Here is an 18,205-nt window from a genome sequence, read left to right as displayed (position 1 = left end):
AACTTTCAAATTTCATAATGAAACGTCGTAGTCTGCAAAGAAATCCGGCGATCCAACTTATAACTCAAACCTTCTATGATAAAATCCTCCGTAGACCTCGCAATTTCCCGAAATTTCCGAAATGTTTTCCAATTAGAGATTCCTAATATTCGAAACGTTTTTCTGTGATCTAAAATCACCGTAATGCAGGCTGCAAAGGCGATCAATCTCCATAACATTCTAAAAAAGATTTTGGTAAAAAAGTTCCGGATCCGAATCCTAAAAAAATCACTGTGAAATTTCAGATGTTTCTCCTCGTCCTTGACGATATCAAACAAAGCGGATTTCACAGATCCGTTCGGAATTTTTTCTGCGATCTTTCTATAAAAACAAATACCGATCACTTCCGCAGCCAGAAGAACCATCAACTTCAAACGAACGCCGATCAATCTTCTTCCAAAATAAAACAATCTTTCGGTCCAGTTGGATTCAATGAGTTCTCCTTTTAAGGCACGGACGCATTCTCCTAAAATTCTAGCGTGTCTTCCTTCCTCCCTAACGAAAAGTTTCAAAGCTTCTCTATAAAAGTCGTCGATCCCGAAAAGAATGGTCTTATCGATCTCCTTCGCGATTCTACCTTCCCCTGACTCGCCTAACTGAAATACGGCGAGAGAATACGCGATTGATTGCATCTCATTCGGACGAAGTTCCAAAGTTTCAAAATCGATTTTAGGTAATGGGCGGTTTTCATTCCCGCGAAAGTGTTCTTTCCAATGCTTCCAACGGATTCCTATCTTTCTATCTTTCAAATCCGACTTCAGTTTTTCTCGAATTCTTTTTTTGCCGAACATATTCATTGCAAACGTAAGGAGAACAATACGAACATCGAGGCTAAAACTTTTCGACTTAAAGTAAGAACGATCGAAACAAAAGGAAACGCGGGCGCCCATTCCGGAATACAATTGAGAAAGGCCGGTGATTCCGGGAAAAATCGACCAACGAACGTCGTAAAATTTTTCATTCCATCCTAAACGATTCACGTCGTACTGCGTTAGAGGTCTAGGGCCGACGATACTCATATCTCCGATCAGAATATTCCAAATCTGCGGAAGTTCGTCGATACCGGTTTTTCTAAGCCAATAACCGAGACTGGTAATTTCCCCGTCTTTCATCGTCCTGAATTTCAGAATTTGAAACGGCTTTTTAAAAAGACCGAGTCGTTCCTGACAAAAGAAAATCGGACGACCGTCTACGAAGAAAACTAACAATCCTACTCCGATCAAGACGGGAGAAAATAACGCCAAAGCGATTGCAGACAAAGTTGATTCTATAACTCGTTTCATGTCTGTGAATATACGGAAATTTCCGAGCGAATTCATCCTCTTGAGTGTGAATTCATAAGCACGCAAGTGCTTGACAGTGACGCTTCCAAAAACTTAAAATCGGGTCATTCGTTTACAGAGCGTTCCAAAACGAATTCTACTTTATCAGAAAAATCAAGCTGCAAGGTTCTTATGAAAGATAAAGTCCTAAATCTAATGATCGTCGAAGACAACGAAAAGTTGAGAAGGTCACTCATAGCGGGTCTGAAAGAATTCGGTAAATTTGCGATCTGCTACGATTGCGGAAGCGGAGAAGAAGCGATCGAATTTTCCTTAAAGAACGAGTTCGACGTTTTGTTAATCGACGTAAGATTAGCGGGAACGTTAAACGGAATTGAAACGATCATCGCAATTCGAAAAGAATTCCCGAGGAAGCCAGCCGTCATCTATTCCATACAAGACAGCGACGAATACTTTCGCACGTTTCGAAAAGCCGGAATCTTAAGTCATTATGCGTACGTTCGAAAATCGAATTATCTTTTACCAAGGATGATCGTTCCGTTAATCGAACTCGCGTACGAAGGTAAAAGTTTTATCGACCCTGAAATAGAATCCAGGATCGTCGAGGTAAAAGACCGGGATGAAAATTCCCCCATGGCGATCTTGGAACCGAATGAAAAAATCGTAGCGAAGATGTTGGCCGAAGGACAGAGCAACGAACAAATCGCCGCACGTTTGGGTTTTAAAGATAAAAGAACGATCAGCAGAATCAACGGACAAATCTACGCCGCCTGGGATTTGAACGAATCCGCCTCCGATGAAAAAGTAGCGAGAACCAGAGCGGCATTGATCGTAAGAGAAAATCGTTTTCTCCAATGGGAAGAAGACGGAAGCGCGTATTACAGAAACGGCTCCGGAGAATGGATTCGATGGGAATCGAACATTGAATCTTAAACCGGAAATTTTCATCTGTTCCGTTTTCCTTTTTTTATCCTCCGTTCTTTTTTGGCTCGCGTCCATTACGATCGTAAACCTGGAAAGAAGAGACAGATCGGCTACCTTTACGATCTTAATTCTTATAATCGCGTCTTTCTTATTCGGCTTTTTTTCTCTCGTAGGAGAATCCGGATTACTCGAGATTTCCAATTATCCGGTTTACTATTTTCTTCCGGGAATTTTCTGTTTGATCCTAGTCCCGTTCGGTTGGTTTTTTATCGTAGTCTGGTTCGTAGGTTTTTTAAGAGAAAAAATAATTTATAGAACCATTTTTGGAATTTTACTTTTTTCGCAAGTATTTTCATTTCTATTCCTTATAAACTGGAGCCGTAAATTTTTCATAAACGTATCATTATTCCATTTTTGGAATATAGTTCCGTTCTCTTTTCGTTTGTCTTATTTGATTTACATTCTAATTTGCATCGTAGTTCCGATTATATCGTTATCCTCTTTTAAAATCTCGAAAAGTATTTTGCCGGAAATCGCAAGAAAAAAAGCCGTCCCGTATTTAAAAACCGTTTCTTTCTTGCTCCTCGGAGTTTTCATTTTAGTATTTTTACTATTCTTGGGAGGAGGTTTGGGATTTTTTGAGGATCCGATCTTACAATCGGTGAGAGACGGACAACCCTCTTTTTTTTACGGAATTTTGATCGGAATTCAGACGTTAATAGTCTTGTCCGTCTTAGTAATAGGAAAAGCCCTCGTATCCTACGAGGTTTTTACGGGAAGAATTTTACCTAAAATCAGTTTACGTAAAGAATGGAGGAACGCAATCCTCGGATTTTCTATTATAAGCGCGATCTATATTTTATTGGCGGCTATCGGATTTTTTAAAATAGAATTATTTTTGACAGCATCGTATGTTTCTATTCTTTCGAGAACTTTTATACTGAAAAAAAACAAGGATCTAAGAATAAAGGAAAATTCCATTCTTAGATCGATCGTAACTTCCGAGGAAATATCCGAAAATCCGTCTTCCGATATTCAAGAGATTAGGGATAAATTTCAGAAATCCTTTGAAACTCTTTGTTCATCCATATTAGAAACTTCAAAATCGTTGTTTATCAATGAAAGTAGAATCCCGTTCATAGCCGATTTATATTTGGAGTATCCAAAAAAAGAGAATTATTCCAAACAAAACACATTCAAAAATAAGAATCTATTTTTTGAAAAGGACAATATCGCTTATTTGGACGATGAAAATTTTTCCGGCTTCGTCCTTTGTCTAAAAGTGGAAAGTGACCATTCGGGAGAAGGGTTTTTATTTCTGGGTCAGAAGGTGGACGGAGGATTGTACGCCGAAGAAGAGATCGAAACCGCCAAATCCGTTATCGTTTGGATTCTCAATTCTTTGTCTATCGAAAGCAACTCTCAAACTTTGAGTTTTTTACAAAGAAAACATATGGAAGAACAAAGAATTTCAGATTATAAAACCAGGAGAATCCTTCACGACGAAATTCTTCCGGAAATCCATTCTTCCATACTCTCTCTTTCTGGGAACAAAAGCGAAGAAACAATACCGGAACAAATCAAATTGTTAACCGACTTGCATAAAAAGGTTTCCGGATTTTTACGAGAATTACCGGATACGAGTCTGGAAATCGCCAGACTCGGATTGATCGACGCTTTAATTCGGCTCACGACTTCCGAATTTGACGCTTCTTGGTTTCTATGGAATTACGATCCGGAATTAAAGGATAAATTCCCGATCACAAAGCTCGAAATTTTAGAAATCCTATTTTATGCTTGTAGGGAATCCATTCGAAACGCTGTGAAATATTCGGGAGAAACAAATCCAAAAAAGATTTTTGTTTCGTTTTTAGAAAAAAGCGAAACAAGAAAAGGAATTCTGATTCAGATCAGGAATTCGATCGAAAAAAAGGAAAATAGCTCCGTCGAATCCGCGGGTCAAGGGCTCAGAATCCATAGCGCCTTATTGAAAATTTTCGGCGGATATGTCACTTTAGATTTTTTGAATACACAAGAGGCGTTGGTCGAGATTTATTTGCCTGAAGATAAAATCGATTTAAAAGGATAAGAAAATAATGAACCCGTTTACGGAAAAATTTTTAAAACAATTGGGTACGCTTCGAAATCATAAAGAATTTCCCGAAATCGAGCCGATCGTGACCAGACTGTTAGCGATGAATTCTATGGAAATAACCCGATCCATGACGGAAGATATATCGGTGGATTTCAAAAAGATTGAGGACAAGTATTTATCCCAAGGAAAAACAATTCGTGCGATCCGTTTTTATTGGGCCGGAAAAGAGATTTTTCCTTATATACCAACGACTTCTTGGATCGATTGTTATACAAATTACGAGCGGCTGGCAGGCGATTCTCCCCGGTATAACGGCTATGTAGAGGACAAATACAGACTCAAGGGCAAATATACAAACGAAAACGATAGAAAAGAAATCAGACTGCATGCATTCCAAGAAGTTCTTCAAGAAGTATTGGAAACCGAAGAGGATGCGGATGAAACGATTGCAGATCTAGATATTTATGACGATCTGGAAATACTTTTCATTCTAAGAACGTTGGAATGGATTTACGATTCGACAAGAGCGGCCTTAGAAAATACCGCAATTTTGAAAACTCAAGCGATCGCTTTTTTTGTCACACCGGGACACGACGAACATTCGATTTTGGTGATGGATTTCAACGAATGATAAACGAATCTGTTAAATTATACCGTCTTTTTATTCGCATGAAACAAAAGCGGGTTTTATCGCCGCTTATTACAAACGCAATAACGTACTGCGATTAGTTTTTAATAATCCCATAGTCGTTTTCTTTCAGCAATAAAAACATACAATTTAATTTCCATTGAGTCGATTCTATTGTATTTTATCGTAGACTTTATCACGTTCTATCTTATGCACCGTTTCTAAAATATTGGTATAATGATCTAAAGATATTTTTTTCGTAATATACTTTTCATTTTTGGAATTCAAATACTTACGGATAGAATCATACAATGCGATATCGCTCTCCAAATTCAACAATTCTTCGTTTAATACAATGTTCGGAAATGCGACCCATCCTTTTCGCTTTCCTTTTTGAATCGAATCCGGATGAGTCGGATCAAATTTCAGAAACGGCTCCGACTTGTGGTCTTCGTTGATAGTAGGCGATCCATCTTTATCGATAGATAGATATTTTTTCCTATAATAATGTCCTTCGGCAGTTCTTGTGGAATTACATTGTTTATATTCTGAATATCGACTTCCACTCTAAGGATTTGAATTTTCGTCAATTTTTTCAAAGCGTTAAGAGATTCTGCATTTTCAGTTATTTCGAAATAACCGTCTTGAGATTTATAGGTAACGTTATGACCATCTAAATAATTTTTCAAGAAATCATTCTGATACGAATCGGTAATTATGACTATATTAGATTTATTGCAGTTTGCGAAAAAAACACAGAAAACTATTGACAAAAGACAAATATGTTTCATTAAAAATGCCTCGAATCATCTTATTTTTCAAAACAATACTTCTATGCTTTCTTGTAAGAATCTCGGGCATAGGGATAACTTTCTGGAATATTTTTAGAATTCAAAATTCGATTGGATTCTTTCATAAATCTATACAGAGTGAGGCTAAAGTCCCGCTACCTAAAAACCTTTCCCAAAAACATTCCTTCCTTATTCAATTCGATCTCGTATTGCAAAAGTTCCACGTTCAAAAACTGACCCGTTTTGAGATTTTTCAACTCCGCGTCCGGAACTCTTACCTTGAGATAATTATCCGTAACGGCAATTCCGCCTTGTTCCAGAATCGCTTCTCGAACGTTTCCCGTTTCCGTCAGCGCGTATTTTTGATGTAATTCCCTAGACAACGCATTCAGAACATGAACTCTTTCCTTCTTGGTTTCCTTACTGATGGAATCCGGAAAGGTTTCGGCTAACGTGTTTCTTCTTACGGAAAAAGGAAAAGCGTGAATTTTTGCGAAACCCAGTTCGCGAACCATCTCTATGCTGTTTTGAAACATTTCTTCGGTTTCTCCGGGAAAACCTACGATCACGTCGGTTCCCAAAAATAGGCCGGGGATCTTTTTTTTGGCGATTTCCACGCGTCTGCGGAAAGTTTCCGGAGTATAAGTGCGTTTCATTCTTTTTAAAATATCGGCGCTTCCGCTCTGAAGGGGAATATGAAGAAACGGAGTAAATCGAGGATGAGCCATAAGTTCCGCGAGCTCGTTTCCTACATCGGGAGGTTCGATGGAAGAAATTCGAATTCTTGAATATTCTAAAATATTTAATATATCTTGGAGAATTTTATTGAACGCCTTTTTATTTTCGGAATCTCGATACCAACCAAGATTGACTCCGGTTAGGACGATCTCGCCGACTCCATTGTCCTGCAAAAATCGAACCTGATCGACAACGTCCTGATAATTTCTGCTGACGCCAAACCCGCGAGCTTGTGGAATTTTGCAATAAGAACACTTACGATTGCATCCGTCCTGAATTTTTAGATAAGCGCGTGTATGACCGTTCGGCAAAACATCCGAATACGAAAAACGATCAAAGGTTTGGCCGTTGATCGTCGTTTCGTCAATCAGTCCTTTCTTTTTCAAAATCAAGGAAGGGAGTTTTGACTTTTCCGTATTCCCGACCACACCGGCCACGCCCGGAATCGCTTCGATCGACTCACGATCCGTTTCGGCGTAACAGCCCGTAACCCAAATTTGAGAACCCGGAAATTTTTTGATCGCATTTCGAATCGTATTTCGATTTTTAGAATCCGCCTTGTTCGTCACCGTACAAGTATTGATGATAACCACTTCGGGATGTTCCTCCGCTTCTGCGGAACGATATCCGTGTTTTGTGAGGGAGGCAAACAAACCGTCGGACTCGAAAAAATTAAGTCTGCATCCGAGTGTGTTAAAAAGAACCGTTTGTTCAGCTATTGGAGAGGGCATTGAGTTTGAATTCGATTCTTCTAAGATTATCTTTAAAGTGAGAATTTTCAGGCTCGAGTTTCAAAGCCGATTCGATCTGTTCTTTTGCGGAATTTAAAAAAGTTTTCGCATTCCCATACTTGCCTTTTTTGTTTTCCTGATTGGAAGCCTTCTCGTAAACTAGCGCGAGATTATTTAACACGCTCGCGTTGTTCGGAACGATGGAATTTGCCCATTTCAAACTGACTTCCGCCTTTTCAATATTACCCAGATAATAATAAATCTGCCCTTCCAACACCAAAGGACGGTAGTCGTTGGAATCCTCGGACTTTAACTTTTCGGTGATGTTAAGCGCGTCTCTTACTTTTCCGTTATAAAGAAGCGCAGTTCCGAAAAGAAGGCGAACGTCTTTATTGCGCGGATTGAGTTCATACGCGCGAGCGATCACTTGTAATCCGTCGTCTTCTCTTCCGTTGTTTAAAAGATATTTTGTATAGTCCAAACTGACCGCCGCGTCTCCGGGTTTGATCGAAAGAGCCTCCGACCAATGAGAACCGGCGGACTTGGTCCTTCCTAAGGCAAAATGAGAATGTCCCGCAAGATAATGAGTTTCATACGAACGTCCGCCTTTTTCATGTAAGGCGCGAATGATTTCTAAAGATTTCTCGTAATTCTTCGCTTCAAATTCTTTGAGAGCAAGGGAATATTCCTCGTTTGTTTGCGCCAAAAGAAAGAAAGAAGGAGTTGAAATCGCTAAACACAATACGAAGAATAAGAACCTGCCTTGGAACCGAGGCAGAACCTCGCGGCTTGATATTTTTGATAAAATGAAATTAAATTTTGCGAAGCGCTGTAAAGATTGGAACTTACGAATTGGCATTTCTGATACTCTCTATATTTTTAGGCGGTCATACTCATGGACTTCGCATTAATGCAGTCGATGAGAGAATGAAAGGGCTCTACCGGATCGATATACACGATGATACTCGGATATCTCTGCATGAGAAAATGTTCAATTTGTTCTTCCGAAAGGACGATCTGATCTTCCATTTCAAGAACGGGAAGTCCGTCCGCATTTCGATAGATTGAATATTCTTCCTGATTGAGAAAATCGGTCAAAAGCATATATCCGGAGCCGTAATAAACTCCGCCTTGAAAGTAATACTTGTAAAAGACCCGTACTTCGGGAAGAAATAAATCGGGGTGAAAAACGCAGAGAGAAATTTTCTCAATCCCTGCAATGGTTCTGATTTTTCTTAAATGAAACCAAATCTTCCGAATCAGAAGATAGGAAATCAGAATCAATACAGGGATGAGTATCGGCATCCTCAGACTAAGGCAATCTCTTCCGACCTTTCGGGATTACCGGAAGAATTGTCGCCCCCTCCAGCCTTTGCATCGGCCGGTTTATAGTCCGTCCACGGAGTTTCTACAAAGTCGAGTTTACCTTCTTTGAAATCGATTTCGATCTTAGTAGGTTCTTTGTAAGCTCCTTTGAGCGTTTGAACCGCCATGTGATCTTCGAGTTCTCTTTGGAAAACTCTCCGAAGCGGCCTTGCGCCGAATTTCTCGTCGTAACCGATATCCATGATATGATCCTTTGCCGCTTGAGTGATGGAAACTTGAATCGTTTTTTCACGAAGTCTTTTGTTCGTATCGATCACCATAATATCGATGATGGACATGATATTTTCTTTGGTAAGAGATCCGAAATAGATAACCTCGTCCACGCGGTTCAAGAACTCGGGATTGAAATATTTCTTCAACTGATCGCGGGTTTGATCGGATTTGTATTTCAACGCTTCGTCCTTACGATCTTCGAATCCGAGTCTTCCGCCGGATTGAATTTCTTTCGCTCCGATATTGGAAGTCATGATGATGATCGTATCTCTGAAGTTTACTTTCCGTCCTTTCGTATCGGTCAAGTTCCCTTCTTCCATGATCTGAAGGAGAATGTTGAAAATGTCGTGGTGCGCTTTTTCGATCTCGTCCAAAAGAATGATGGAGTAAGGTTTTTTTCTGACGAATTCGGTCAATTGACCTCCGTCGTCATAACCCACGTAACCCGGAGGGGCTCCGATCAAACGGCTGACCGCGTGCGGTTCCATGTATTCCGACATGTCCACACGAAGCATAGCGTCGTCGTTTCCGAAAAGGAAGTTCGCGAGCGCTTTTGCAAGTTCGGTCTTACCGACTCCCGTAGGCCCCAAGAATATGAAAGACCCGGTAGGACGTCTTTCGCTCTTAAATCCGGTTCTGGCGCGACGTACCGCTTTTGCGATTTTTTCGATCGCTTCTCCCTGACCGACGATTCGTTTTTTGAGTTCGTCTTCGAGTCTGAGAAGTTTATCGGATTCGGACTCTTCCATTTTTTCCAATGGAATTCCGGTCCACAGCGAGATCACGGAAAGGATATCGTCTTCTTCGATGTTGACCGCAAAGTCTTCCATCTTCTCCTGCCAAGAACGGATCTTTTCTTCCATCGCCTGTTTTTTCCGATTCACTTCGTCGCGAACACCGGCGGCTTTTTCGTATTCTTGGGCGCGGACCAATTCTTCTTTTTTAGAAGCGAGAGATTTGATCTCTTCTTCCAGATCCTTGATCGTTTGAGGGCGAGCGCAGTTCGCCAAACGAGCTTTGGCTCCCGCCTCGTCTATGATATCGATGGCTTTGTCAGGTAGATATCGATCGTTGATATATCTGTGCGAAAGTTTTACGGACTGTTCCAACGCTTTATCCGAGTATCTCACTTTGTGGTGGGCTTCGTACGCTTTTTTGAGTCCTTGGAGAATCTGAATCGCATCGTCAACGGAAGGTTCCGCCACTTTCACAACTTGGAATCTTCTTTCCAATGCGGAATCCTTTTCGATATACTTGCGATATTCCGCACTCGTGGTCGCACCGATACACTGAAGCTCCCCTCTCGCTAAAGCGGGTTTGAGAATGTTGGCCGCGTCAACCGCGCCTTCCGCAGCGCCGGCTCCGATCAGAGTGTGAAGCTCGTCGATAAAGATGATGATGTTCGTGGAAGTGGTGATCTCCTTCATGATCTTTTTTAAACGTTCTTCAAATTCTCCTCTGTATTTGGTTCCTGCGATTAAAGACGCAAGATCCAAAGAAAGAACTCTCTTTTCGAATAAGAGATCGGGAACGCTCTTCTCAACGATCGCAAGCGCAAGGCCTTCTACGATGGCGGTTTTACCGACTCCGGATTCTCCCACGAGAACCGGATTGTTTTTCGTTTTTCTGGAAAGGATCTGGATCACTCTTTGAATTTCGGTCGCTCTTCCTACGACCGGATCCAATTTCTTATCTCTCGCAAGCTGAGTCAGGTCGCGTGCAAACTCGTCCAAAATCGGAGTTTTGGTTTTTTCCTGACGAGGTTGAGTTCCCTGCGGACCGGATTGAGCCGCGGAACTTACGCCTACCGAACTCGTAGGAGGAGCTCCGAGTAAGCGCAAAATTTCGCTCTTTATAACATTATAATTTACGCTAAATGAATAAAGCGCGCCTCCCGCTATGTTGTTGTTATCTCTTAACAACGCGAGCAGGATATGTTCCGTTCCGACATAGTTATGTTTGAGACGTTTGGCCTCTTCTTTGGAGAGTTCGATAATTTTTTGATAACGATCCTGACCTCCGGCTACGTCCATAAGCAAAGCTCCCGACGCTTCGCGTGTTCTTCTTTCCACCTCTTTACGCAATTCGTTGAGGTTAATATTAAGATTGTTCAGGATTTTGATAGCGACCGAGTCTTCTTCTTTCAGAAGACCTAGCAGGATGTGCTCCGGCCCGATATAATCGCTACCAAGACGCTTCGCCTCATCCTGAGCAATCTCGTTGATGACTCTTTTAGCTCTTTTAGTAAATTCCAGCATAACAGCGCCTTGTATTTTATTTGTAATGATTAGACTGAATTCGCTTCGAAATTCCCACCCAGGGGAAAGATCAATTGGCTTTAATTTAAGTATCGGAACGTTTTCAAAAATGAAGCGGAAGTTAGCGTAAATTCCGGACTTACAATGCCGGTTCCACCTGTAAGGCTAAATAATAAACTAAATTTAAAAAGGAATTTTTTTGAGAAAAAGCAAAATTTTTCAGATAAAACACGGCATATTCGGATGAATTCTCAAGGTAGAATTCCAAAAAGCCGGGTATTTTAAAAGAGGCATTCAGCCGATTTTTCCAAGATTTCATGGAAAGTTTTAAACTTACTTTGGCTCCCGAACCGGCGTTCGTAGGGCATGAAGTGACATAACCGAATTCAGGATCGTAGTCAAAAAGATTTTGATCTTCTAACTTTTCCAAAGGAGAATTTTCAATTTGTCGGAACAATTCGGAGATCGTAGGCGCTAATACCTCCCAACGAAGATGGTCTTCGTCTCCGGAAAATAAATTTCCTTCCCCCCAAGGAATCCGAGTCGGTAGTTCTTTGGTTCCAAGGAAAGTCCGATCGACGTTTAAAGTATATATTAGGAATTCTCTGAGGATTTGGGTCGGAACTTCGGCGGCTGTCGGATAAATTCGGCCGGAAAGATTACGTCCGATCCTCAGGCGATATGTGAACGGAGACGCCATACGCTCCAATTCGAGGATTTTTCGGGACTCCGAAAGAGATTCGAATCTCAAAAAATTCTCGAATTCCTTACCTTGCAAAAACCGGGAAGAAAGTTCGAAGTCCTTTTGTCTCAGGTGTGCCTGATATTCTTTTCGAAACAATTTGAGACAATGAATACAACCGATCTTTCCTTTTTCATTCCAAACGACTCGATCCGTCCCGCAGTATAAACACTTCTCGGAATTTATCATTTTTTCGGTTCCGATTCTTAACGGTATTTTACCATAACCAACCCCGCAAGTTTAGAAGGATTTTAGAAGAAGAAGGATCAAAAACGCACATTTTTCAAGTGTTCCGACAAGAGTAAGGCTTTTTACTTGCAAAAAGTATGATTTTCTGATAAAGAAAATTTTTTCCGCAGCGAGCGATTTTTAAAGAGCAACGTTAACCGTCACGTCAAGAAATCGGCTGCAGCTTACCACCCGCCATCTGATTTCTTTTATGAGCCAAAGAAGCGAGTTCCATATCATGTGTGACGATAACCATCGAAAAACGAAATTCCCTTTGCAGCTCTAAAATCAAAGCCATCAGATTGCGGGAGTTTTCACGATCTAAGTTACCGGTCGGTTCATCCGCAAGAACGAGTTTCTTTCCGGCAACGAGCGCTCTTGCAACTCCGACTCTCGCACTTTCTCCACCCGAAAGCTGAGAAGGAAAATTATCGTGACGATCCTTGAGTCCGACTCGATCCAACATTTCAATCGAAAGTTGCCTCGCCTTTCCCGGTTGAACTCCGTTGATCAAAAGAGGAATACTTACGTTTTCAAGCGCGGTAAAATCCGGAAGCAGAAGATGGTGCTGAAAGATAAAGGAAACTTTTTCGGCTCTGAATTTTTCTTTTCCGGTTTCGGAAATTTGATCCAGTAAAACTCCGCAAACGTTGACCTCGCCCGTATCGGAGGAATCCATGGAGCCCAAAATGTTCAGAAGAGTAGACTTTCCGATCCCGGATTTTCCCTCCACGGAAACGATCTCACCCTCTTCGACATCCAGATCCAAATGATCCAGAATCTTAAATTCCTTATCGAGAATATGATAATTCTTTACCAAATTTCTTACTTTGATCAGACTCACGTTAGTCGTTCCTTATAGTGTCGACGGGATTGAGACCGGCGGCCCATCTCGCGGGGAAATAACCGGCGATTCCCGATAAAATCGTGGCGGCCGTCGTAACCATAAATATAAATGAAATGTCTATATCCACGGGAATATGATCGAAGTAATAAACGTCTTTCGGAACCAGCTCCACGTTCGTCCACTCGGAATGATAAAAATAAAACCCGACCATATTGATGAGTTCGGAAAGTCCGTTTACGATCGTCTCCAAATTGCTCGCTATAAAAATCCCGGAAACTCCTCCGACAAGAGAAGCGAGAACTCCGACAACCATCGCGTTTAAAGTAAAGATCAATAAAATGCCGGAAGAAGGTAGTCCGAGGGCCTTTAATACTCCGATCGATTTTCTTTTCGCTCTCACTAAACTGTAAACGCTCGCGACCATTCCCAATGCGGCTAAAATGATAAATAAGAAAACTATAATAGAGATGATCGTCTTTTCCAGCTTCAAAGCCGTGAAAAAATTCTCCTGTTCTTCCGCGATCGTTCTTACGCTGAAAGAGGCGGAATAACCGATCTCGTTTTCAAATTCGGGATCTCTGAATTCTTTTAAAATTTCCCTTTTGCAATTTTGCAAATCGTCCAGGGACTTGACTTTGATCGCGATCTGATTTACTGAATCCTTTAAATTAAAAAATCTTTGTGCAACCGGAAGCGAAAGAAAAACGTAATGTGTATCGTAGTTATAATAACCGGTTTTAAAAAAACCGACCGTATGAAAATTTTTAATGGAAACGTCCACACCCTTTCCAAGCGAGAATCTTCCACCCGGAACGGCCATGGTCAAATTGGCTCCGAGATCAAAATCGTAAATACCGGCCATTTCTTTTCCGATCAAAACCTGATTGTCGATGTTGTATCTAGCGATCTCTTCCCGATTATGATGTACGATTCTAGGAAAGTTGGTCAGACGGTTTGCGATGAGATCGTGGATGTTTTCAACGGGAAGCGCGCGCACCATAATGGGGATAAACGAATTTGTGTTTTGAATCAAACCGTGGCTTGTGATACTTCCGCCAATGGAAACGATTCTATCCTTGAGATAAGGATTCTTACGAATCCAGGCGATTATTTTTTCGTAATGTTGAATATCACCGGAATCGAATTTATTTTCAACCGTGATGTGAGGCCCGCCTTGCCAAAGAGATTCTTTTACCTGTCTTTGAAAACCGTTGAAGATGGATAAGACGACGATCAGAAGAGAAACTCCGACGGTCATAACTATAAACGATAATCTAGATTTTAACGAGAGCAAACCTGCTACACGCGATCCCCGAATATAACGGGAAGTGACCAGAAATATCAAAGAACCTCGGAACAAATTTACCTTCATCAAAAAACTCTTAAAATTAGAAGGTTAAATCCTTCCTTAGTTTGACAATTCTCTGAATCCGAACCAGAATGTCAAAAATAAAGAAGAAAGTTTCCAATCATAGCTTCCTTTAATTAAAAATACATGAGTTCCGATCAGGTTTATACGTTTCAATTCATCTCGAAAGATACGTCCTCATCCATCCATATTTTATTTACGAGTATCATCGATATCCAACAAGCTAAGATGGAAAAACTCGAAGTTGTCGCGGTCGGGCAAGCGGGAAACATCGAATCCGTTCAACTTTCCGTTTCGACTCATAAAGACATCGTGAAAGTTTGCCAAAAGTTGAAATACGAAGGTAAACAACTTAAAAATCTTACGAATAAGTTAACCGAACTGTTTCAGACGAACGGTAAATCGGATGATTTCATGGAACAATTGATCCATTACTTTAACGGTAAGGAAGACGATAAGATCAAAAATATTCTCCATCAAGTAATCAATCAAGCCGCCGGAAACTCGAAACCCGACATTCAATTTTTTTATATCACCGTGGATCGGGCGAAACTCAACGAAGAAAGTCAAAAAAGTGTTTTCGAAGATTCTTCGGAAGAAACAAACGAGGATCTTCCTTCTTTAGAACCGGCCTCTTTTGAAATGAAAAAGACCCCGGAAATAACCTTGGAACAATTCATCCCTTCCGGTTCCAGGATAATTCCGATGAAGTATGTTCTTTCTCCGGTTTCCGGAATTCAGATCAGCACCCTGAAACCCGGAGACAAAATCATGATTCAGTTATTAAAATCGGATTCTTCCTCTCAAAGTATTATCGAAGCGATGAAGTTGCAGACTCCCGAAGGACAAATTCGTCCGTTACCCGGAACCGTAGTCGCTTCCAAAAACAGCGGAGTAGAAAACGAAACTGTCGTTCAAATCGGTTCGGACGTATTCGGAAAAATTTATGAAGAAGAGAATTCGATTAAGGTTCGCCCTTACTCCGGAGAGAAACCGATCCTGACCGGAGAGAAACCTCCCGCTTCCAAAAGTTCTACAAAAAGTTCCGGAACTTCGGAAGATTCCGGATTATTGATCACAATCCTAATCGCACTTGGAGTTTTGGGAATCGCAATGACCGCAATTTTCCAATTTCTTTTTTAAATAAAAACCAAACTATGAAAACAAAATTCGCTCAGATTATTCCATTTATCATTTTGTCCTTTTGTCTGATTAACATTTCTTTCGAACCGATCTTTTACGATCCTAAAGACATGGATTCGATGGAAGCTTTGCTGGAAGGATCCGGAAGGGAGCTCGCTCCTCAATGGGGAATCGAAAGGGGATTGATTTCAAAAATCCGCCTTACTTCCAAAGTTATGGAAGAATTAAACGAAAAAACGATTCCGGCCGACGCACAACTCGAAGCAACCGTAGATAGGATGAATCGAATTCTTCTCGGACAGAAAATCATGTTGTTTATTTACGGATTTCTAATATTACTTTCGATTACTTCCTTTTTGGCAATTTACTACAAAGCGTGGTTTTATACGTATTTAAACAGAAGTTTGTATTTGATTTCCATTCTTCCGGTTTTAATGTCTCTTCAACACCCTCTGAGAAGTATTCAACAAACTCCCGTAATCGGTGCGATCTCTTCCCTATTCTTTTTCGTATTAACGATTTTATTAATCTACATGCTTTTTACGATTTCGAAAGTTTACGAAAATAAAGCCGATCGTTTCGGCGTTTTTCAAACCGCACAAAACGGAGAAGAGGGAGAATTTCAGTCCGCGTCTTCTTCTAAAATTTCATGGATTCCTATGTTCTTTCATTTTGCAGGGATTATGTTGACGGGAATCCTTTTGGGAAATTTGATTTATATTCCGATCTTTCTTCTGCAAAAACATTATTCGTTCGAATTCGGAATTCTTCTGATCGTTCTTGTTTTTCTTATGATGATTTTTTACATCCGCAATTATTTCAGAATGGGTAAAAACGACGAATTGACTTCGACCGGAAATATTACGTTATCCGTAAGTTATCTTCAATTTAGAGTGATTCGAAATACGATTTTCATCGTGTTTGCGGTTTTTGGAATCACTCTTTTCGTGGTTCTTCTTTTTACGATCCTATCCATGAACACTTGGGTTCTCGACTTTGCCTCAAGCAAAGGGTTATAGTAAAAACTCATAATATAAGGTAATCATAATAATTCGCGCTTGGACGCATTATAAAAACAAAGTTCAAACATAATGAAATCAACCGATCCGCGACTATCATCAAATAAAAAATTCATTTTATAGAGGTTCCCATGAATAAATCGGTGATGCACACGCCAAACATCCCTTAAGTTATAGGAAACCTCTAAAAACCCGCATTTTTTGAAAATCTATATTATAGAATACTTTATAACAGCGTTTTGTATCCATCCAAATATCAAAACGGAGGTTTCTAGAGATTCCTTTATAATAACCGTAAAAATGAAGTTTTCTTTCCGTTTTTACGCCAAATTCCACCTGCTTTCGCGCCATATTCCTTATATATACTTTATAAGTTCTCAAATTATAGTTTCGTAATTCTTTGTATTTGTTCAAATTTTCATTTGACACGCTTTTGTGCGCTGCATAAAATTGGTCTATTCTCAGTGCAGAAAACAGAGGAAAAACTTATGGAAAAAGAAATCAAGGAAGCGCTTAACTTTGCGATTGGAGCTGCAAAATCACTCCGCGAACAAGCCGATAGCATTCTCCTAAAAGTTGAAAAAGAATTTAAGGAACTTGCATCTAAAGGAGCGCAAGATCAGTCCGAGGTCGCAAAAAACCTTAGAAAGTACATCGAAGAAACTCTCCACTCGGTCGAAGGGGTTGCTGGACAAGTCAACTCTAAGGTAGAGGAAGTTAAATCAAAAGTTGGCCAAAGTGTCTCGTCCACAAAGATCCCTTTGAACGGATCTTCAAAACCGAAAGTAGAAACCGCCGCTAAACATTAATCGTTTTCCTTCCTGTATTTTACTTGCAGGAAGGATTTTGTGCTCATTTTTTTTATTCTCTTCTGAAACTTTCACGAACCCGACATAAAAAACGAACATTAAAATCGTTGGAGTTCCCACAATTTACAAATCCGAAATAGAAGTTTGAAAAAAGGAATCATCCGGGAACTTCTAAAAACTTAAAACAAATCCTTTCGCAGTTGTTTTGAGCAAGTTTCGGTTCGAATTCGAAACCAACAAAGGAACTGTAAAGAATCGAATCCGTACGGCGAAATTCATCGATCGATTTCGTTTAACAATTCAGGCGCGGAAGTAAGATTCAAAAGTCGAATTAACACTTCCTTTGCGGGGTCTTTTTCCTCAACCATCGGGATTTCAAAAGAGGTATTCATCATCGCAATGTTTCGATCGATTTTTTGTTGAATCAATCGTTTTAAAAGGTCCTTTTTGGATCGAAACAATTCCTCGATGGAAATTCCCATTTGCAAAAAGGTTTTTTCGATCAAATCGAGAGTTTTGTAATCGGAAGCGATCGCTGAATAAGTGAAAGAATCCAATTCCATTTCACCGAAAAGATTTTCCCAAAGTTTGGAACTTTTACGTTCCATGTTTCTGCATTCGTAACCTTGGCAGATCGAAGAACCGTAAAAGGAATAATTTTGACTCAGAGGATCTCCGCTAAAAATCGGATGAATCATACATCCTATCTTTTTTCCGAAAGCCCCCAAAAAAGGACAGTTATAAGTAAGTTCGTCCTTCCTTGGAATGGATTCTTCTCTTTTTTCCCGGACCTTTCGATATTCGGCCATCGTCCAAGGTTTTTTAAAATCCACGGAAGTTTTGAATTCTTCCGTTCTTTCTGAAATCAATTTGCGGATTTCATCCGGACTTAAATCCAAATTGAAAATTCCACAACAAGAACCGCATGAAAAATTACCCTTATCGGGTTGGCAAAGACTCAA

The 18,205-nt window shown here is 40.4% G+C and carries 15 protein-coding genes; 6 read left to right on the top strand and 9 right to left on the bottom strand.

Annotation, left to right across the window (positions count from 1 at the left end; genetic code table 11):
- Nucleotides 1-5: 5 nt before the first annotated feature.
- Entirely contained in the window at nucleotides 6-1,358 is a 1,353-nt protein-coding gene (locus LEP1GSC194_RS10400) for a sugar transferase (RefSeq protein WP_036042201.1), read from the bottom strand.
- Between the two features lie 135 nt (nucleotides 1,359-1,493).
- On the opposite strand from LEP1GSC194_RS10400, the gene LEP1GSC194_RS10395 reads away from it, so the two are divergent.
- From LEP1GSC194_RS10395 to LEP1GSC194_RS22255, 3 genes are all read left to right on the top strand, one after another.
- Nucleotides 1,494-2,255 (top strand): response regulator transcription factor, encoded by a 762-nt coding sequence (locus tag LEP1GSC194_RS10395; RefSeq protein WP_020773513.1) that lies wholly within the window; start codon nucleotides 1,494-1,496, stop codon nucleotides 2,253-2,255.
- Nucleotides 2,245-4,335, top strand: a complete 2,091-nt coding sequence (locus LEP1GSC194_RS10390) for a sensor histidine kinase (RefSeq protein ID WP_020773544.1) — start codon at nucleotides 2,245-2,247, stop codon at nucleotides 4,333-4,335. Before LEP1GSC194_RS10395 ends, LEP1GSC194_RS10390 begins: the two co-directional genes overlap by 11 nt.
- Before the next feature lie 388 nt (nucleotides 4,336-4,723).
- A complete protein-coding gene (locus LEP1GSC194_RS22255; RefSeq protein WP_155826333.1) occupies nucleotides 4,724-4,972 on the top strand; it encodes a hypothetical protein in 249 nt (82 codons plus the stop codon).
- Nucleotides 4,973-5,915: 943 nt separating this feature from the next.
- Here LEP1GSC194_RS22255 and mtaB read toward each other — a convergent pair.
- The 7 genes from mtaB to LEP1GSC194_RS10345 form a co-directional block, all read right to left on the bottom strand.
- Complete coding sequence (mtaB, locus tag LEP1GSC194_RS10375; RefSeq protein WP_020773538.1) at nucleotides 5,916-7,229, bottom strand: tRNA (N(6)-L-threonylcarbamoyladenosine(37)-C(2))-methylthiotransferase MtaB; 1,314 nt, start codon at nucleotides 7,227-7,229, stop codon at nucleotides 5,916-5,918.
- Nucleotides 7,210-8,088, bottom strand: a complete 879-nt coding sequence (locus tag LEP1GSC194_RS10370; RefSeq protein WP_081605081.1) for a tetratricopeptide repeat protein — start codon at nucleotides 8,086-8,088, stop codon at nucleotides 7,210-7,212. The genes mtaB and LEP1GSC194_RS10370 overlap by 20 nt, the downstream gene beginning before the upstream one ends.
- A 20-nt stretch (nucleotides 8,089-8,108) precedes the next feature.
- Nucleotides 8,109-8,534, bottom strand: coding sequence for a hypothetical protein (locus tag LEP1GSC194_RS10365; RefSeq protein ID WP_036042197.1), 426 nt, complete (start codon nucleotides 8,532-8,534; stop codon nucleotides 8,109-8,111).
- A 2-nt stretch (nucleotides 8,535-8,536) separates the two neighbouring features.
- Nucleotides 8,537-11,086: an ATP-dependent Clp protease ATP-binding subunit gene (locus LEP1GSC194_RS10360; protein WP_020773539.1), complete on the bottom strand. Its 2,550-nt coding sequence runs from the start codon at nucleotides 11,084-11,086 to the stop codon at nucleotides 8,537-8,539.
- Between the two features lie 139 nt (nucleotides 11,087-11,225).
- Nucleotides 11,226-12,017: an ATP--guanido phosphotransferase gene (locus LEP1GSC194_RS10355; RefSeq protein WP_020773549.1), complete on the bottom strand. Its 792-nt coding sequence runs from the start codon at nucleotides 12,015-12,017 to the stop codon at nucleotides 11,226-11,228.
- A gap of 205 nt (nucleotides 12,018-12,222) precedes the next feature.
- Nucleotides 12,223-12,900, bottom strand: a complete 678-nt coding sequence (locus LEP1GSC194_RS10350) for an ABC transporter ATP-binding protein (RefSeq protein WP_020773562.1) — start codon at nucleotides 12,898-12,900, stop codon at nucleotides 12,223-12,225.
- A gap of 1 nt (nucleotide 12,901) precedes the next feature.
- On the bottom strand, nucleotides 12,902-14,275 hold the full coding sequence (locus LEP1GSC194_RS10345; RefSeq protein WP_036042195.1) for an ABC transporter permease: 1,374 nt from the start codon (nucleotides 14,273-14,275) through the stop codon (nucleotides 12,902-12,904).
- A 123-nt stretch (nucleotides 14,276-14,398) separates the two neighbouring features.
- Between LEP1GSC194_RS10345 and LEP1GSC194_RS10340 the strand changes: the two genes are divergently transcribed.
- From LEP1GSC194_RS10340 to LEP1GSC194_RS10325, 3 genes are all read left to right on the top strand, one after another.
- Nucleotides 14,399-15,415, top strand: coding sequence for a hypothetical protein (locus LEP1GSC194_RS10340; protein ID WP_017808913.1), 1,017 nt, complete (start codon nucleotides 14,399-14,401; stop codon nucleotides 15,413-15,415).
- 14 nt (nucleotides 15,416-15,429) lie between these two features.
- Nucleotides 15,430-16,434 (top strand): LIC_10230 family protein, encoded by a 1,005-nt coding sequence (locus tag LEP1GSC194_RS10335; RefSeq protein WP_020773522.1) that lies wholly within the window; start codon nucleotides 15,430-15,432, stop codon nucleotides 16,432-16,434.
- Nucleotides 16,435-16,922: 488 nt separating this feature from the next.
- The gene (locus LEP1GSC194_RS10325; RefSeq protein WP_017807990.1) at nucleotides 16,923-17,243 is read left to right on the top strand and encodes a phasin-related domain-containing protein; all 321 of its coding nucleotides are present in this window, start codon (nucleotides 16,923-16,925) and stop codon (nucleotides 17,241-17,243) included.
- A gap of 275 nt (nucleotides 17,244-17,518) precedes the next feature.
- Here the strand turns inward: LEP1GSC194_RS10325 and LEP1GSC194_RS10320 are convergent, their stop codons facing one another.
- On the bottom strand, nucleotides 17,519-18,205 hold the full coding sequence (locus tag LEP1GSC194_RS10320; protein WP_021064297.1) for a YkgJ family cysteine cluster protein: 687 nt from the start codon (nucleotides 18,203-18,205) through the stop codon (nucleotides 17,519-17,521).

It is taken from the genome of Leptospira alstonii serovar Sichuan str. 79601 (assembly GCF_000347175.1).
In the GTDB taxonomy this organism is placed as follows: domain Bacteria; phylum Spirochaetota; class Leptospiria; order Leptospirales; family Leptospiraceae; genus Leptospira; species Leptospira alstonii.
Note: the sequence above shows the minus strand (reverse complement) of the source record. Positions and strands in the feature narration are given on the sequence as shown.

Bases quoted from the DNA above. Each gene is read 5' to 3' on its own strand.
- LEP1GSC194_RS10400 (WP_036042201.1), bottom strand. From the start codon at position 1,358: ATGAATTCGCTCGGAAATTTCCGTATATTCACAGACATGAAACGAGTT.
- LEP1GSC194_RS10395 (WP_020773513.1), top strand. From the start codon at position 1,494: ATGAAAGATAAAGTCCTAAATCTAATGATCGTCGAAGACAACGAAAAG.
- mtaB (WP_020773538.1), bottom strand. From the start codon at position 7,229: ATGCCCTCTCCAATAGCTGAACAAACGGTTCTTTTTAACACACTCGGA.
- LEP1GSC194_RS10370 (WP_081605081.1), bottom strand. From the start codon at position 8,088: ATGCCAATTCGTAAGTTCCAATCTTTACAGCGCTTCGCAAAATTTAAT.
- LEP1GSC194_RS10365 (WP_036042197.1), bottom strand. From the start codon at position 8,534: ATGCCGATACTCATCCCTGTATTGATTCTGATTTCCTATCTTCTGATT.
- LEP1GSC194_RS10360 (WP_020773539.1), bottom strand. From the start codon at position 11,086: ATGCTGGAATTTACTAAAAGAGCTAAAAGAGTCATCAACGAGATTGCT.
- LEP1GSC194_RS10355 (WP_020773549.1), bottom strand. From the start codon at position 12,017: ATGATAAATTCCGAGAAGTGTTTATACTGCGGGACGGATCGAGTCGTT.
- LEP1GSC194_RS10345 (WP_036042195.1), bottom strand. From the start codon at position 14,275: ATGAAGGTAAATTTGTTCCGAGGTTCTTTGATATTTCTGGTCACTTCC.
- LEP1GSC194_RS10340 (WP_017808913.1), top strand. From the start codon at position 14,399: ATGAGTTCCGATCAGGTTTATACGTTTCAATTCATCTCGAAAGATACG.
- LEP1GSC194_RS10335 (WP_020773522.1), top strand. From the start codon at position 15,430: ATGAAAACAAAATTCGCTCAGATTATTCCATTTATCATTTTGTCCTTT.
- LEP1GSC194_RS10325 (WP_017807990.1), top strand. From the start codon at position 16,923: ATGGAAAAAGAAATCAAGGAAGCGCTTAACTTTGCGATTGGAGCTGCA.